This is a genomic window from Streptomyces sp. NPDC107654 (genome assembly GCF_055639035.1).
Map to the genome: position 1 here is coordinate 94415 of NZ_JBVKBI010000006.1, position 15175 is coordinate 109589.

At 73.5% G+C, this 15175-nt stretch carries 15 protein-coding genes; 9 read left to right on the forward strand and 6 right to left on the reverse strand.

Going from position 1 to position 15175, the window contains the following annotated elements; all coding sequences use genetic code 11:
- The 5 genes from pgi (at position 1) to ACZ7N4_RS13065 (ending at position 5492) form a co-directional block, all read left to right on the forward strand.
- The gene (pgi, locus tag ACZ7N4_RS13045) at positions 1–1653 is read left to right on the forward strand and encodes a glucose-6-phosphate isomerase (protein WP_471357355.1); all 1653 of its coding nucleotides are present in this window, start codon (positions 1–3) and stop codon (positions 1651–1653) included.
- Between the two features lie 2 nt (positions 1654–1655).
- On the forward strand, positions 1656–2534 hold the full coding sequence (gene gnd, locus ACZ7N4_RS13050; protein WP_471357357.1) for a phosphogluconate dehydrogenase (NAD(+)-dependent, decarboxylating): 879 nt from the start codon (positions 1656–1658) through the stop codon (positions 2532–2534).
- Positions 2535–2540: 6 nt separating this feature from the next.
- Positions 2541–3134, forward strand: coding sequence for a histidine phosphatase family protein (locus ACZ7N4_RS13055; protein WP_471357360.1), 594 nt, complete (start codon positions 2541–2543; stop codon positions 3132–3134).
- Between the two features lie 137 nt (positions 3135–3271).
- Positions 3272–4735, forward strand: a complete 1464-nt coding sequence (locus ACZ7N4_RS13060; RefSeq protein WP_471357363.1) for a membrane-associated oxidoreductase — start codon at positions 3272–3274, stop codon at positions 4733–4735.
- Positions 4736–4826: 91 nt separating this feature from the next.
- Positions 4827–5492: a TetR/AcrR family transcriptional regulator gene (locus ACZ7N4_RS13065; protein WP_471357364.1), complete on the forward strand. Its 666-nt coding sequence runs from the start codon at positions 4827–4829 to the stop codon at positions 5490–5492.
- Between the two features lie 30 nt (positions 5493–5522).
- Here the strand turns inward: ACZ7N4_RS13065 and ACZ7N4_RS13070 are convergent, their stop codons facing one another.
- Positions 5523–6110, reverse strand: coding sequence for a TetR/AcrR family transcriptional regulator (locus tag ACZ7N4_RS13070; protein ID WP_471357367.1), 588 nt, complete (start codon positions 6108–6110; stop codon positions 5523–5525).
- Positions 6111–6212: 102 nt separating this feature from the next.
- Between ACZ7N4_RS13070 and ACZ7N4_RS13075 the strand changes: the two genes are divergently transcribed.
- Positions 6213–7091: an NAD(P)-dependent oxidoreductase gene (locus tag ACZ7N4_RS13075; protein WP_471357369.1), complete on the forward strand. Its 879-nt coding sequence runs from the start codon at positions 6213–6215 to the stop codon at positions 7089–7091.
- Positions 7092–7152: 61 nt separating this feature from the next.
- Here ACZ7N4_RS13075 and ACZ7N4_RS13080 read toward each other — a convergent pair whose 3' ends face one another.
- Positions 7153–7596, reverse strand: coding sequence for a PPOX class F420-dependent oxidoreductase (locus ACZ7N4_RS13080; RefSeq protein ID WP_471357373.1), 444 nt, complete (start codon positions 7594–7596; stop codon positions 7153–7155).
- A gap of 86 nt (positions 7597–7682) precedes the next feature.
- Between ACZ7N4_RS13080 and ACZ7N4_RS13085 the strand changes: the two genes are divergently transcribed.
- From ACZ7N4_RS13085 to ACZ7N4_RS13095, 3 genes are all read left to right on the forward strand, one after another.
- The gene (locus ACZ7N4_RS13085) at positions 7683–8267 is read left to right on the forward strand and encodes a TetR/AcrR family transcriptional regulator (protein WP_471357376.1); all 585 of its coding nucleotides are present in this window, start codon (positions 7683–7685) and stop codon (positions 8265–8267) included.
- A complete protein-coding gene (locus ACZ7N4_RS13090) occupies positions 8264–9616 on the forward strand; it encodes an MFS transporter (protein ID WP_471357378.1) in 1353 nt (450 codons plus the stop codon). Before ACZ7N4_RS13085 ends, ACZ7N4_RS13090 begins: the two co-directional genes overlap by 4 nt.
- 193 nt (positions 9617–9809) lie before the next feature.
- Positions 9810–11069, forward strand: coding sequence for a serine hydrolase domain-containing protein (locus ACZ7N4_RS13095; protein ID WP_471357380.1), 1260 nt, complete (start codon positions 9810–9812; stop codon positions 11067–11069).
- Here the strand turns inward: ACZ7N4_RS13095 and ACZ7N4_RS13100 are convergent.
- The 4 genes from ACZ7N4_RS13100 to ribA all read right to left on the reverse strand — a co-directional run bounded on the left by ACZ7N4_RS13100 (position 11047) and on the right by ribA (position 15149).
- Positions 11047–12201, reverse strand: coding sequence for a saccharopine dehydrogenase C-terminal domain-containing protein (locus ACZ7N4_RS13100; protein ID WP_471357383.1), 1155 nt, complete (start codon positions 12199–12201; stop codon positions 11047–11049). The two genes, ACZ7N4_RS13095 and ACZ7N4_RS13100, sit on opposite strands and share 23 nt — an antisense overlap.
- Positions 12198–13256 (reverse strand): saccharopine dehydrogenase, encoded by a 1059-nt coding sequence (locus ACZ7N4_RS13105; protein WP_471357386.1) that lies wholly within the window; start codon positions 13254–13256, stop codon positions 12198–12200. Before ACZ7N4_RS13105 ends, ACZ7N4_RS13100 begins: the two co-directional genes overlap by 4 nt.
- Positions 13253–14398, reverse strand: a complete 1146-nt coding sequence (locus ACZ7N4_RS13110) for an NAD(P)/FAD-dependent oxidoreductase (protein ID WP_471357388.1) — start codon at positions 14396–14398, stop codon at positions 13253–13255. The genes ACZ7N4_RS13105 and ACZ7N4_RS13110 overlap by 4 nt, the downstream gene beginning before the upstream one ends.
- A gap of 79 nt (positions 14399–14477) precedes the next feature.
- On the reverse strand, positions 14478–15149 hold the full coding sequence (gene ribA / locus ACZ7N4_RS13115; protein ID WP_467922926.1) for a GTP cyclohydrolase II: 672 nt from the start codon (positions 15147–15149) through the stop codon (positions 14478–14480).
- Positions 15150–15175: the final 26 nt, after the last annotated feature.

Here is a 15175-nt window from a genome sequence, read left to right on the forward strand (position 1 = left end):
ATGGCCGACTACCCGAAGCTCACCCAGCGGCCCGAGTGGACGGCCCTCGCCGACCACCGCGCCCAGGACCAGCCGCGTCTGCGGGAGCTGTTCGCCGCGGACCCCGGCCGCGCCGAGCGGTACGTCGTGCGGGTCGGCGACCTGCACATCGACTACAGCAAGCAGCTGATCACCGACGAGACCCTGGCCCTGCTCCAGGAACTCGCCACCGCCACCGGCGTGTTCGCGCTGCGGGACGCCATGTTCCGCGGGGAGCGGATCAACGTCACCGAGAACCGGGCCGTGCTGCACACCGCACTGCGCGCCTCCCGGGACGCGGTGGTCGAGGTCGACGGCGAGAACGTGGTGCCGAAGGTGCACGCCGTGCTCGACAAGATGAGCGGCTTCGCCGAGCGCGTCCGCTCCGGCGAGTGGACCGGCCACACCGGCAGGCGGATCCGCAACGTCGTCAACATCGGCATCGGCGGTTCCGACCTCGGACCCGCGATGGCCTACGAGGCGCTGCGCCCGTACACCGCACGGGAGTTGACGCTCCGGTTCGTCTCGAACGTGGACGGCGCCGACCTCCACGAGGCGATCCGGGATCTGGACCCGGCCGAGACGCTGTTCATCGTGGCGTCCAAGACGTTCACCACGATCGAGACGATCACCAACGCGACCTCGGCCCGCTCGTGGCTGCTGAAGGCCTTCGACAGCGACGACAAGGCCGTGGCCAAGCACTTCGTGGCGCTGTCCACGAACGCGGAGAAGGTCACCGAGTTCGGCATCGACCCGGACAACATGTTCGAGTTCTGGGACTGGGTCGGCGGGCGGTACTCGTACGACTCCGCGATCGGCCTGTCCCTGATGATCGCCATCGGCCCGGACCGCTTCCGCGAGATGCTCGACGGTTTCCGGATCGTCGACGACCATTTCCGCACCGCGCCCGCCGAGGCCAACGCGCCGCTGCTGCTGGGCCTGCTGGGCATCTGGTACGACAACTTCCACGACGCCCAGACCCACGCGGTGCTGCCGTACTCGCACTACCTGTCGAAGTTCACCGCCTACCTCCAGCAGCTGGACATGGAGTCCAACGGCAAGTCGGTGCAGCGGGACGGCCGGCCGGTGGAGTGGCAGACCGGCCCGGTCGTCTGGGGCACCCCGGGCACCAACGGCCAGCACGCCTACTACCAGTTGATCCACCAGGGCACCAAGCTGATTCCGGCGGACTTCATCGGCTTCGCCCGCCCGGTCGGCGAGCTGAGCGAGGAACTGAAGGCCCAGCACGACCTGTTGATGGCCAACTTCTTCGCCCAGACCCAGGCGCTCGCCTTCGGCAAGACCGCCGAGGAGGTACGCGCGGAGGGCGTGGCCGAGGAGCAGGTCGCGCACCGCACCTTCCGCGGCGACCACCCCACCACCACGATCCTCGCCCCCGAACTGACCCCGTCGGTGCTCGGCCAGCTCATCGCCCTCTACGAGCACAAGGTGTTCGTCCAGGGCGCGGTGTGGAACATCGACTCCTTCGACCAGTGGGGCGTGGAGCTGGGCAAGGTGCTCGCCAAGCGCGTCGAGCCCGCGCTCACCGAGGGCGCCGACGTGCCCGGTCTCGACCCGTCCACCACGGCCCTCGTCGCCGCTTACCGCACTCTCAAGAACGCATCGGAGAACTGATCATGCAGCTCGGTCTCATCGGTCTCGGCAAGATGGGCGGCAACATGCGCGAGCGCGTCCGCCGCGCCGGCCACACCGTCATCGGCTACGACCGCAACCCGGAGGTCTCCGACGTCAAGAGCCTGGCCGAACTGGTCGAGAAGCTGGACGCCCCCCGCACGGTGTGGGTGATGGTCCCGGCCGGCACGGCCACCCAGGGCGTCATCGACGAGCTCAAGGACCTGCTGTCCGAGGGCGACACGGTGGTCGACGGCGGCAACTCCCGCTGGACGGACGACGAGAAGCACGCCGCGGAACTCGGCGTGAAGGGCATCGGCTTCGTGGACGCCGGTGTCTCCGGCGGTGTGTGGGGGCTGCAGAACGGCTACGCGCTCATGGTCGGCGGCGACAAGGAGCACGTGCAGCGGGTCAAGCCGATCTTCGACGCGCTCAAGCCGGAGGGCCCGTACGGCTACGTCCACGCGGGCCGGGTCGGCGCCGGGCACTTCTCCAAGATGGTCCACAACGGCATCGAGTACGCCATGATGCAGGCCTACGCCGAGGGCTGGGAACTGCTGGAGAAGGTCAAGTCGGTGGACAACGTCCGCGAGGTCTTCCGCTCCTGGCAGGAGGGCACCGTCATCCGCTCCTGGCTGCTCGACCTCGCGGTCAACGCCCTGGACGACGACGAGCACCTGGACAAGCTGCGCGGCTACGCGGAGGACTCCGGTGAGGGCCGCTGGACCGTGGAGGCGGCCATCGACAACGCCGTCCCGCTCCCGGCGATCACCGCGTCGCTCTTCGCGCGGTTCGCCTCCCGCCAGGACGACTCCCCGCAGATGAAGATGATCGCCGCGCTGCGCAACCAGTTCGGCGGCCACGCGGTCGAGAAGAAGGACTGACCCGCCGTGGGGGACCTGCTGCTGGTCCGCCACGGTGAGACGGAGTGGAGCCGGTCGGGACAGCACACGAGCTGGACCGACCTGCCCCTCACGGAGTTCGGTGAGGAACAGGCCAAGTCCCTCGCCCCGCTCCTCACCGGCCGGACCTACGCCCGCGCGCTGGCCAGCCCGCTGAGCCGCGCGCTGCGCACCGCCGAACTGGCGGGCATACCCGGGGTCGTACCCGACCCCGACCTGCACGAGTGGGACTACGGCGGCTACGAGGGCGTCACCACCGCCCGGATCCACCGCACCCGGCCCGGCTGGGACCTGTGGACCGACGGGGTGCCGCCCGGCCCCGAGGGACACCCGGGTGAGTCACCGGAGGAGGTCGGCGCCCGCGCCGACCGGGTCCTGGCACGGGTCGACGCGGCCCTCGCCGAGGACGCCGGCGACGTGGTCCTCGTCGCCCACGCCCACTTCCTGCGCGTGCTCACCGCCCGTCGGCTGGGCCTGCCGCCCGCCGAGGGCCGGCTGTTCCAGCTGGCCACCGGCACGGTCAGCCGGCTGTCGACGGAACACGACCGCCCGGTGATCGCGGAGTGGAACGTCCGGCCGTAACACCTCACCCCCGTGTGCCCCCGGCCCGCCGCCCCGGCGGGCCGGGGGCACACGCGTCAACGCGGCGGGAGGGACGGCCGGTTGACGGCCGCGTCCCGGATTGACAGCCGCTTCCCTCTCGGGTGAGAGTCCCGCTGGTGGAGATCAACCAGCTGACGGCGGCCGAGGCACGGGTGTGGCGGGCGTTTCCGCGCGGGGAGACCGTGGACTTCCGGGAGTCACCCGACGAGGATCCCGCGGACGGGGGCGACTGGGGCGCCGAACGGAGCCTGCGTGCCGGGGTGTTGCGGGCGCTGCTGCTCGACGGGCCTCGGCAGGACGGGGAGATACCGTCGCTCAGTGTGGCGGGCGCCCGGATCACCGGCCGGCTCGACCTGCAGCACGCGACGACCGACCATGCGGTCCGGCTGCGGCACTGCCACTTCGACGAGGCCCCGCGGTGCTACGCCGCCCGGCTGCGCGAACTCAACCTCAGCGAGTCCGTCCTGCCCGGGCTGGTCGCCCACGCCACGCACATCGACGGCGTCCTGCGCATGACCCGGACCCGGTTCACCGGCACCGTGCGGCTGGGCGGAGCCCGCATCGCCGGCAGCCTCTACATGGAGAGCGCCCAGGTGGCCGCGCCCGGCACCGAGGTGCCGGTGCTCCAGCTCAACCAGGCCTCCGTCGGGGCCGACCTGTCGGCGCCGGGCCTGCGCGCCGAGGGGCAGATACGGCTCAACGGCGCGACCGTCGCCGGGTCGCTCAACCTCGGCGACGCACGGCTCGGCAATCCCGGGGAAGCCGCGCTCGACGCGCAGACGTGCACCGTCGGGGGCGACATGCTGCTCCGGCACGCCGAGGTGCACGGCTGGATCGGCCTGCGCGGGGCCCGGATCACCGGCCGGCTCGACCTGTCGTACGCCCTCCTGTCCCATCCCGGCGGTTCGGCGCTGCAGGCCAGCAGTACGGCCGTCGGCGAACTGTGGCTGCGCAAGGCGGCGCCCATGGAGGGCACGCTCAACCTGCGCCGCGCCCAGCTGGACGTGCTGTTCCTGGAGCCGGACTCGCTGCCCCAGGAGGTGCTGATCGGCGACCTGACGTACACCTCGCTCGTCCCGCACGAGCCGGCCGAGCGGCGGCTGCCCATGCTGGAGCGCCAGCGCGACGGCTATGTCCCGCACGCCTACGAGCAGTTGACGGCCGCCTACCGCCGGGTCGGCGACGACCACGCGGCCCGGCTGGTGCAGCTCGCCAAGCAGCGCCGGCACCGGAACACGCTCCCGTGGTACGGCCGGCTGTGGGGCCTGGTGCAGGACGTCACGGTCGGCTACGGCTTCCGGCCGATGCGGGCCGCCGGGTGGCTGCTGTCGCTGCTGGCGATCGGGTCCGTCGCGTTCGCGCTGCACCGTCCGCAGCCGCTGAAGGCGGGCGAGGCGCCGCCGTTCCACCCGGTGTTCTACACGCTCGACCTGCTGCTGCCGGTGATCTCCTTCGGGCAGGAGGACGCGTTCGCACCGAGCGGCGGCTACCAGGCCCTCGCCTACATTCTCGTCCTCACCGGCTGGATCCTGGCCACGACGGTGATCGCGGGCGTCACCCGCACGGTCAGCCGCCAGTGAGCACGGGACGTGCGCCGGTGCTCTGCTTCTACAATCACCGGCACGCGAACGAGCGCGCCGCCCCGGCGCCTCACGGGCCCGAAGGACAGCGATGACCAGCGTCGAGGAACCGGTACGACCCGGCGGGCGGGTGCGTGACGCCGCCCGCACCAAGGCCGAGATCCTCGACGTGGCCACCCAGGAGTTCGCCCGGGCCGGCTACGACGGCGCCCGGGTCGACGAGATCGCCGCCCGTACCCGCACCACGAAGCGGATGATCTACTACTACTTCGGCGGCAAGGAGCAGCTGTTCACGGCCGTGCTGGAGCGGGCCTACGGCGTGATCCGGGCCGCCGAGCAGGAGCTGGACGTAGACCACCTGGACCCGGTGGCCGCGATCCGGCGGCTGGCCGAGCTGACCTTCGACCACCACGAGCGGCACCCGGACTTCATCCGGCTGGTCGGCATCGAGAACATCCACGGCGCCGAGCACATCGCGGCCTCCGAGAAGCTCGGCCGGATCGGCTCCCCGGCGCTGGACGTGATCCGCCGCATCCTCGCCGCGGGGCGGGAGTCGGGGCTGTTCACGGCCGACGTGGACGCGGTCGACCTGCACGCGGTGATCAGCTCGTTCTGCTTCTTCCGGGTCGCCAACCGGCACACCTTCGGCGCCCTGTTCGGCCGGGACCTGGTGGACCCGGCCCGGCGCGAGCACTACCGGACCATGCTCGGGGACATGGTGATCGCCTACCTGACGGCCGAGCGGACCGCCGGCTGACGGGTTCCCCGTACGAGCTGTTCCCGGTCTTCAGGGGCGTACGGCGGCGTCCAGCAGCGGGCCGAGTTCCCGTACCGCCGTGGTGAGCGGCCGTACGTCCCGTTCCGCGCGCGCCATCAGGATCGCGCCCTCCAGGGTGCTGATCATGAGGGTGGCCAGGGAGTCGGCGCGGTCCGCGGGGACGCCCATGCCCGTCAGCGCCTCGGCGACCGGGGCCCGCCAGGTCGTGAACGCGACGGCCGCCGCTTCCCGGGTGGAGTCGCCGGTGGCGCAGTCGACCGTGGCGGCGGCGACCGGGCACCCGGCCGTGAAGCCGTCCGCCGCGTACTCGTCGGTCCACTGGGCGGCCATCGCCGCGAACAGGCCGCTCGGCGTGGGGGGTTCCAGCCCCGCCAGGAAGCGGGCGACGCGCCGTCCGGCGTACCGGCCGGCCCACTCCACCGCCTCGTTGACCAGCTGCTCCTTGCCGCCCGGGAAGTAGTGCTGGAGGGAGCCGCGCGGTGCGTCCGCGTGCGCGGCGACCTCACGCATGCCCGTCGCGGTGACCCCGTTCCGCCGGATGAGCTGGGCCGCGCTGAACACCATCCGCTCCCGCGGTCCGCGCCGCGCCTCGGTCATCTGCCGACCTCCGTTCCTCCGCCGCCACTCTATGACCACCGTCATAGCAGCGGCTACTATGACCGGTGTCATAGTCATCCGTGGCGCGGAGGGCGGCCTGCCATGCACGTCGGATTCATCGGTCTCGGAGTGATGGGCCGGCCCATGGCCCTGCGCCTGGCGTCCGCCGGCACCCCCCTGGTGGTCTGGAACCGGACCCCGGAGCGCGCCGAGCCGCTGCGCGCGGTGGGCGCCGAGGTGGCCGCGGACCCCGGTGAGGTGTTCGCACGGGCGGAGGTGGTACTGCTCATGCTCGCCGACGAGGCGGCGGTGGACGCGGTGCTCGGCCGGGGCACGCCCGGCCTGGCCGCGCGGGTCGCGGGCCGGACCGTGGTGCACATGGGCACGACCTCCCCGGAGTACTCCCACGCCCTGGAGGCCGACGTCCGCGCCGCCGGCGGCCGGTACGTCGAGGCCCCCGTCTCCGGGTCGCGGGTCCCGGCGGAGCAGGGGCAGCTGGTGGCCATGCTCGCCGGGGAGGAGGCGGCCGTGGCCGCCGTACGGCCGCTGCTCGCACCGATGTGCCGTGAGGTGTTCGTGTGCGGTGCGGCGCCCGGCGCGCTGCTGATGAAGCTGGCGGTGAACATCTTCCTGATCACCCAGGTGACCGGGCTGACCGAGGCGTTCCACTTCGCCGAGCGGCAGGGTCTGGACCGCCGGCTCTTCCTGGACGTCCTGGACGCGGGCCCGATGGCCAGCGCGGTGTCCCGGATGAAGGCGCCGAAGCTGCGGGAGGGTGACTTCGCGGTGCAGGCGGCGGCGCTGGATGTGCTGAAGAACAACCGGCTGATCACCGAGGCGGCCCGCAAGGCCCACCTCGCCTCGCCGCTGCTCGACGTGTGCCACGCCCTGTTCGAGGAGACGGTGGCGCGGGGCCACGGCGGCGAGGACATGGTGGCCGTCCTGCGGGCGATCGAGGCGCGGACCGCCGAGGCGCCGTGAGCGGGACGCCGCCGCGGCCCGCCTCTCAGCCCTCGGCCCTTCGGACCTCCGCCCCTCCGGGTCAGCCCTTCCGCGGGATGCCGTACGCCCGTTCGACGTGCAGCCGCACCACCAGGCGGCGGTCGCGGACCATCGCGGCCCGGTAGTCGTCCCAGTCCGGGTGCTCGCCGAGCACGTCCCGGTAGAGCCGGACCAGCTCCTCCACGGTGTCGTCGTGCGGGTCGGCGGCGACCGGGGTCAGCTCGGCGGTGCCCTCGGCGACGGTGTACGCCCAGCGGTCCTCGCTGGTGACGTGGTACGAGGCACGCGGGTCCCGGCGCAGGTTGCGGGTCTTGGCACGGTCGTCCGTGACCGAGATCCGGATGGTCCGCTCGTCGGGGCAGTACGCGTGGCTGACGTTGGACAGCTGGGGGCGGCCGTCGCGCCGGAGGGTGACGAGCACGCCGGCGTGGCCTTCGGAGAGCAGGCCGAGCAGCGCGTCCTGCGGGAAGTCCTGAGTCGTCATATCCCCGTCAACTCACGGCGGAGTTCCCCGTATTCCCCGACAGACGGCAGTAGACACTGTCTACGGCACCCTGGTAGACAGTGTCTATGACTGATTCCGACGCGGGCCTGCGGGCCCGCCTGGTCGACGCGGGCGTGGAACTGCTGGCCGCGGAGGGCGTACAGGCGCTGACCCTGCGGGAGATCGCCCGGCGCGCGGGCGTCTCGCACGGGGCACCGCGCCGCTACTTCCCCACCCACCTGGAACTGCTCTCCGCCATCGCCCGGCGGGGCTTCACCGAGCTGGGCGGGCGGGCGCACGCGGCGCTGGAGCGTGAGACGGGTGGTCCCCGCGCCCAGGTGGCCGCGCTGGCGCGGACGTACGTGGAGTTCGCGCTGGAGCAGCCCGGCATGTACGAGCTGATGTTCCGTCACGATCTGCTGGAGAGCGGGCACCTGGGGCTGAGGGACACGAGCCTTCCGCTGTTCTCCCTGCTCACGGAGCTGATCGGCGCGGCGGATCCCGGTGCCGACGCCCGGCGGGTGGCGGCCGCCCTGTGGGCGAACCTGCACGGAACGGCCCAGCTGTGGCGCTGGCGCAGCCTGCAACTCGCCCTGGGTGATGAGGACTTCGGTCCGCTGCTCGACGCCGTCCTGACCGCGCACCTGGGCGGCCCGGGCGGCGACCGGTGAACCGGCCCTGGACGCTGGCGAGCAGCGTGGCGGGTGCGGTGGTCGTCGCGCTGGACGGTACGGCCCTCACGGTCGCGCAGCCCAGCCTGCAACGGGACATGCACGCGTCGTTCGCCGAGGTGCAGTGGACGAGTACCGCCTATCTCGTCGCGGTGGCGAGCCTGCTGGTGTTCGCGGGGCGGCTCGGTGACCGGTACGGCCAGCGGCGGGTGTTCGGGCTCGGCATGCTGGGCTTCGGTGCCGCCTCGGTCGGGATCGGGCTGGCTCCCGCGGTGGGCTGGGTGATCGGGCTGCGGGCGGTGCAGGGTGTGTTCGGGGCCCTGTTGCAGCCCGCCACGCTGGGCATGCTGCGGGCCGCGTACCCGCCGGACCGGCTCGCCTCTCCCCTGGCCGTGCGGACCGTCGCGATCGGGCTGGCGGCGGCCGCGGGTCCGCTCGTGGGCGGGGCGCTGGTGACCGGGTTCGGCTGGCGGGCGGTCTTCTTCGTCAACGTGCTCCCCGCTCTCGCCTTCGGCCTGCCGGCCCTGTGGCGTCCCGGGACCCATCCGGTGCCCGGCCGGCGCGCCCCGCTGGACCTGCCGGGTGCCGTCTGGCTCGCGGTGGCGCTGGCCGGCCTGGTGTACGCGGTCACGGCCCGGCCCGTCTCCGCCGCGGGCCTCGCCGTGTCCGTGGTGGCGGCGGCGCTGCTCGCCCGGCAGGAGCGGCGCGCGGCGAGCCCGCTGCTGCCGCCCGAGGTGATCGGCTCGCGTGCGGTCGGGGCCGCGCTCGGCATCCTGGTCGCCGTCTCCGCGTCCCTGTTCGGCACGCTGTTCGTCGCCACGTACGTCCTCCAGCGCCGCCTCGGCCTCGACCCGTTCCACAGCGCCCTGCGCAGCCTGCCGCTCGCGGTGCTCATGGTGGCGTCGGCGGCGCTGTGCCCCGCGCTGCTGCGCCGGTGCGGTGCCCGGGTGACGACGGCGGGGGCGACGGCGGCGCTCGCGCTCGGTGTGCTCGTCCTCGCCGGGTCCGCCTCGGCACCCGGTCTGGGCTGCGGGTTCGCGCTGCTGGGCGCCGGTTTCGGCACGGTGATGGTGGCGGCCACCCAGGTGATCGTACGGCGGGCGGAGGTGACGGTGGCCGGGGTAGCGGGCGGCCTGCAGCAGACCGCGCTGAACGTCGGGCCGGCCGTCGGCGTGGCCGGGGCGACCGCGCTGCTGGCCATGGGCACCGGGCCCGCCCTGCTCACCCTCGCGGCCGTGGCGGCCCTCGCCGTGCCCGCGAGCCGCGCGCTGCCGGGACGGGCGGACGCCGCGCCGTTCCCCCACACCCCCGACGAACCCGTCCGCGCGGCCGAGCCCGCCGGGCGGTAGGACCCGGCGTGCGCACCGGCCACGCATCACTCCCACGGCACACGGCAACCGACGCCCCGCCTCCCGCCGGGCCGGCGTCGTGTCGATCACACACACCCCGGATGAGCCCGCCCGGGCCGGTGGTCCTGCGCGACGATGAGATCCGGGAGCGGACCGGCGCGGCAGCCGGGGGCGACGGGACCGGAGGAGAGCGATGACACAGCTGCGACAGGACGTGGAACCGGCGGAGGCCGGGCTGGACGCCGAGGCGCTGGACCGGCTGGACCGGCGCTTCGCCGAGCACGTCGACGCGGGCCGGCTTCCGGGCTACCTGGTGTCCGTGGCCCGCGGCGGCCGGGTCGCGCACCTGACCACGTACGGGCTGCGGGACGTGGCGGCCGGGCTGCCGGTCGGGACGGACACGCTGTGGCGGATCTACTCGATGACCAAGCCGGTCACCGCGGTGGCGGTGCTGCTGCTCGTGGAGGAGGGCCGACTGTCCCTGGACGACCCGCTCGACCGCCATCTGCCCGCCTTCGCCCGCCCCCGGGTGTACGACGGCGGTGAGGGCGCCGGCGTACGCACCCGCCCGGCGGCCGGCCCGATCCTGATCCGGCATCTGCTCACCCACACCGCGGGCCTGACCTTCGGCTTCTACCACTGCCACCCCGTGGACGCGCTCTACCGCGAGGCGGGCCTGGAGTACTCGGTGCCGCCGGGCAAGGACCTCGCGGAGACGGTCGACACGTACGCTCGCATGCCGTTGCAGTTCGACCCGGGCACCCAGTGGAACTACTCGGTCGCCTCCAACGTGCTGGGCCGGGTGATCGAGGTGGTCTCCGGGCAGCCCCTGGACGCGTTCTTCGCCGAGCGGATCCTCGGCCCGCTCGGCATGACCGACACCGGCTTCCACATCACGCCCGGACAGGCGTCCCGGCTGGCCGAGTTGTACGGCGAGACGGACGAGGGCGGGATCGAGCCGGTGCCGGGGCTTCCGGTGCGCGGCCGGCCGCGGTTCCTCTCCGGCAGCGGCGGCCTGGTCTCCTCCGCCCACGACGTCCACCGGTTCATGGAGCTGCTGCGCCGGGGCGGCGAGCTGGACGGCGTACGCCTGCTGGCGCCGGAGACCCACGCGCTGATGACCCGGAACCAGCTGCCGGGCGGGGCCACCATCCGCTCCTTCGGCGCCCCGGCCCACCGGGAACCGGCCATGGACGGCCTCGGCTTCGGCTTCAACGTCTCCGTCGTCGTCGACCCCGCGCGTACCCTGGCCCCCTCCCACCCCGGCACCTACGGCTGGACCGGGGTGGCCACCACCGCGTTCTGGGTCGACCCGGCCCACGACCTGACCGTGCAGTTCATGACCCAGGTGCGCCCGAAGAGGCTGAAGGTCTTCCCCGAGCTGCGGCGGCTGGTGCACGCGGCGGTGGCGGACCGGCCCGCCCGGCCGGCTACTGCCGAAGGGCCAGCGTGAACTCCATGCCCTCGTCGGCGAGTTCGCCTAGCCAGCGGTCCGCGCGCTGTGCGCTCCCCGCCGCCCGGTGCAGCCCGGCCGGCAGACTGCCGTCCAGGATGTGGCGGACGCCGAGGGCGAGGGGGCGGGAGACGCAGCGGGCCATCGCGGACTCCTCGGCGTCTCCGGTCAGGTCCAGCAGGTAGGCGCCGGTCCAGGGGCGGCCCTCGCCGGTGTCGACCTCCAGGGCGACGGAGAGCACCACCCGGTCGCGGTCGGCCTGCGTGGTCGGGTGGGCCGCCGCCAGTTCCCGGGCCAGCGCGGCGATCCGCTCGTCGTCGCCCGCCGTCAGCTCCTCGAAGACCGGCTGCCAGGCCTTCAGCCAGCCGTCCAGCCGCAGGGTGCCCCGTACGAAGGTGCGCGGGGTCCAGGCGTCGGGCAGCCCGTACTGGCCGATGAAGGGGATGCTGTCGCGGTTGGGGTACGCCTCGAACGTCTCGCCGTCCAGGACCAGCGGCCGGGTCGCCTCCCAGGGACGCTCGGCGGTGGTCTCGGTGCCGTCCCGCAGGTAGCGCGCGGGCGAGCGCAGGGCGTTCAGCACGCCGAGCGGGGCCCAGCTGAAGCGGTAGCGGAAGTCGTCCGGCTCGGCCGGGACGCCGCCGCAGTAGGAGGTGAGCCGGTAGGCGGCCGGGGTGTGCTCGCCGATCCGCGCCCGGGCCCGGCCGACGAGGCTGTGCGCGAAGAGGTGGTCGATGCCCGGGTCCAGGCCGGCCTCGGCGAGCACGACCACGCCCGCCTCCAGCGCTGCCGGCACCCGCGCCAGCACCTCCGGGGACACATAGCTGGAACAGGCGAAGTGCGCCCCGGCCCGCACGCACGCGGCGAGCAGCCCGGCGTGCTCCGGCGCGGGCAGCATCGACACGACGACGTCCCCGGGTTCCAGCGCGGCGGCGAGGGCGCCCGGGGCGAGGGCGCGGGGCTCGGCGTGGCCCGTCAGGCCCAGGCCGGCCAGCGCCCCGGCCGCGCGCTCCTCGGTGCGGTGCCACAGCAGCACCCGGCCGGCCGTACGGCACAGGGCGGCGAGCCCGCTGCCGGTGGACAGTCCGGCACCGGCCCAGTGGACGGTTCCGCTCGCCGGGACACGGTCGCTCATGACGGCAACTCCCCTTGCTCGATGCCGAGTTCACGGCAGGCCTGGTGGAACCGGTCGAGACAGCGGCCCCAGGCGCCGCCCGGGCCGAAGACGAGCAGCTGCGGCAGCAGGGCCGCCGAGAAGTCGGTGCTGGACTCCCGGGGCAGCAGGGACGGCAGGTTGTCGATGGCGATCAGGTCCAGCGGGGGCTCCTCGCGCAGCCGGCGCACGGGCTCGGTCCAGTCCGTCGTACGGTCGTAGACCGGCAGGACGTTGAACGGGGAGCCGACGTCACAGGTGACGTCGCACAGGGTGCGCAGCCGGCGGTCCGGGGAGTCCAGGTCCTCCTCGCGCAGGAACGGCGGGACCGGGCTGGTGGCGAGGACCGCGTTGACCATCACGTCGTGCCCGAGCAGGGCCTCCCGGTCCAGGTCGCGGGTCTCCGCGAGGTCCCAGCGGGTCGGCTCGGCGCCCGCGGTGCGGAACGCGGCCGAGGCGCCCCGCCCGCTGCGGCCGAGGGCGCCGACGACCAGCGCGGTGAACTCCGTGTCCCCGGCCTCGGTCCGCAGTACGGCGTCCAGGTCGTCCTTCGTCGTGGGCGTGAGCGGGGCCCCCAGCCGGCCCCGGTGCCGGAGCACGGCGAGGGCGGCGCCCAGATAGCCCGCCCAGAAACCGAAGGCGGCCAGCCGGCGGCCGGCCTCGTCCACCAGGTACTCCAGGTCCAGCAGCGCCCCGCCGCCGGCCGCGAACCGGCGCAGCAGCCCGGCGGCACCCGGCTGCCGCTTGTAGGCGTGCCCGAAGAAGATGTGCCGGTGGGGCAACGCGGCCGGTTCGTCCGGGAGTTCCTTCAGGCCGAGGATCACGGCGTCCCGGGGTGCCGTGACCCAGGAGCCCGCCGGGGCACGGCGGCAGCCGGCCGCCTCGTACTCCTCCAGGGGGAAGATCCGCTGCGGGGACTCCTCGACGGTCAGTGTCACCCCGTCCTCGACCAGCCGGCGGGCGTCGGCGGGCACGACCGGCGTGCGCCGTTCGGTCGTACGGGGCTCGTGGCGCAGCCACAGGTGCAGCTCGGTCATACCAGGTTGGCCTCCGGACGCGGGGCGTCGGCCGCGAACCGGCCGGCGCTCAGCGGGCTGATGTCCAGGAAGGGTACGCGGCCGAGGTACAGGTCGCGGATCACCTCGCCGACGGCGGGCCCCTGGAGGAAGCCGTGCCCGGAGAAGCCGGTCGCGTACAGGAAACGGGAGACGGAAGTCGCCTCGCCGATCAGCGCGTTGTGGTCGGGGGTGTTCTCGTACAGGCCGGCCCAGCCGCCGGTGCGGCGCAGCGCCAGCAGGGCGGGGGCGCGCCGCCCCATCGCCTCGGCGAGCCGCGGGATCCAGCGGTCGTGGGTGTCGGTGGCGAAGCCCGGCCGCTCGTCCGGGTCGGACATGCCGAGCAGCAGGCCGGGGCCCTCGCGGTGGAAGTAGAGGCTGGTGGTGAAGTCGATGGTCATGGGCAGCTCGGGCGGCAGGCCCGGCACCGGTCCGGTGACGGCGATCTGCCGGCGCAGCGGCCGTACCGGCAGGTCCACGCCCGCCATCGCGCCGACCGCCCGGGACCAGGCGCCGGCCGCGCAGATCACCGTGCCCGTCCCGATCCGGCCGAGGGTCGTGCCGACCGCGGTGATGGTGTCGCCGTGCCGTTCGATGCCGGTGACCTCGGTGTGGCGCAGGATGCGGACGCCGTGGGCGCGGGCGGCACGCGCGTAGCCGTGGACGACGGCCTCGGGGGTGCAGTGGCCGTCGTCCGGAGAGTACGCGGCGGCCAGCAGGCCGTCGGTGCGGATCAGCGGGGAGAGCCGGCGGGCCTCCTCGGGGGTGACGAGGCGGCTGGGCACGCCGAGGGAGTTCTGCAGCCGGACGCCCGCCTCGAAGGAGGCCACCTGTTCCGGTGTGGAGAGCAGGAACAGGTAGCCGGTCCGGTGCAGCCCGATGTCCTGCCCGACCTCCTCCTCGAAGCGGGCGAACGCCTCCAGGCTGCGGGCGCCGAGCCGGATGTTCAGCTCGTCGGAGAACTGGGCCCGCACACCGCCGGCCGCCTTGGAGGTCGAGCCGGCGGCGAGTTCGTCGCGTTCGACGAGGACGACGTCCCGTACTCCGGCGCGCGCCAGGTGCCAGGCGATGCTCGTGCCCATCACCCCGCCGCCGACGATGACCACCTCGGCCCGAAGGTTCATCCGCCGCCTCCTTCACCCGCCGCGCGCCTGTCGCCTGATCCTTTCCGGAACCGCGCCCGCCGAACCGGTGACCGGGTGTTCAGGAGCCGTGGGCGACGGCGTCCAGGTGCGGCAGGTGGTGGTCCATCCGTTCGCGCTTGGTCCGCAGGTACGTGATGTTGCTCTCGCACGGCTCGATCAGCAGCGGCACCTGCTCGGCGACCTGGACGCCGTGCCGGACCAGCGCCTCCCGCTTGCGCGGGTTGTTGGACATCAGACGCACCGAGCGCACCCCGAGGTCGCGGAGGATCTCGGCGGCCACCCCGTAGTCGCGGGCGTCGACCGGCAGGCCCAGGGCGAGGTTCGCCTCCACCGTGTCCAGGCCCTCCGCCTGCAGCGCCATCGCGCGCAGCTTGGCGAGCAGCCCGATGCCGCGGCCCTCGTGCCCTCTCAAGTAGACGACAATGCCGCTGCCTTCGGCGACCACGGCGCGCATCGCGGCCTCCAGCTGGTCACCGCACTCGCAGTGCCGGGAGCCGAACGCGTCTCCGGTCAGGCACTCCGAGTGCAGCCGGACCAATACGTTCTCGGAGCCGATCTCGCCGTACACCAGGGCCACTTGCTCGTCACCGCGGTCGTGGTCCAGGTAACCGACCGCCTGGAATTTGCCGTACACGGTGGGCAGCGGTGCATTCACTACGCGTTCCGCACCCGAACGCCGCGGGGACTTCTTGCCGAGAACGCCGAGGTTCGAGCCGGTGTTTTCTGTCATGATCTGATTCCTCAACAGAGACGAAA

What these genes read in the sequence shown, in the direction of transcription:
- pgi (WP_471357355.1), top strand. Translation starts at nt 1, where the DNA reads ATGGCCGACTACCCGAAGCTCACCCAGCGGCCCGAGTGGACGGCCCTC.
- gnd (WP_471357357.1), top strand. Translation starts at nt 1,656, where the DNA reads ATGCAGCTCGGTCTCATCGGTCTCGGCAAGATGGGCGGCAACATGCGC.
- ACZ7N4_RS13065 (WP_471357364.1), top strand. Translation starts at nt 4,827, where the DNA reads ATGACCAGCGTCGAGGAACCGGTACGACCCGGCGGGCGGGTGCGTGAC.
- ACZ7N4_RS13070 (WP_471357367.1), bottom strand. Translation starts at nt 6,110, where the DNA reads ATGACCGAGGCGCGGCGCGGACCGCGGGAGCGGATGGTGTTCAGCGCG.
- ACZ7N4_RS13075 (WP_471357369.1), top strand. Translation starts at nt 6,213, where the DNA reads ATGCACGTCGGATTCATCGGTCTCGGAGTGATGGGCCGGCCCATGGCC.
- ACZ7N4_RS13080 (WP_471357373.1), bottom strand. Translation starts at nt 7,596, where the DNA reads ATGACGACTCAGGACTTCCCGCAGGACGCGCTGCTCGGCCTGCTCTCC.
- ACZ7N4_RS13085 (WP_471357376.1), top strand. Translation starts at nt 7,683, where the DNA reads ATGACTGATTCCGACGCGGGCCTGCGGGCCCGCCTGGTCGACGCGGGC.
- ACZ7N4_RS13095 (WP_471357380.1), top strand. Translation starts at nt 9,810, where the DNA reads ATGACACAGCTGCGACAGGACGTGGAACCGGCGGAGGCCGGGCTGGAC.
- ACZ7N4_RS13100 (WP_471357383.1), bottom strand. Translation starts at nt 12,201, where the DNA reads ATGAGCGACCGTGTCCCGGCGAGCGGAACCGTCCACTGGGCCGGTGCC.
- ACZ7N4_RS13105 (WP_471357386.1), bottom strand. Translation starts at nt 13,256, where the DNA reads ATGACCGAGCTGCACCTGTGGCTGCGCCACGAGCCCCGTACGACCGAA.
- ACZ7N4_RS13110 (WP_471357388.1), bottom strand. Translation starts at nt 14,398, where the DNA reads ATGAACCTTCGGGCCGAGGTGGTCATCGTCGGCGGCGGGGTGATGGGC.
- ribA (WP_467922926.1), bottom strand. Translation starts at nt 15,149, where the DNA reads ATGACAGAAAACACCGGCTCGAACCTCGGCGTTCTCGGCAAGAAGTCC.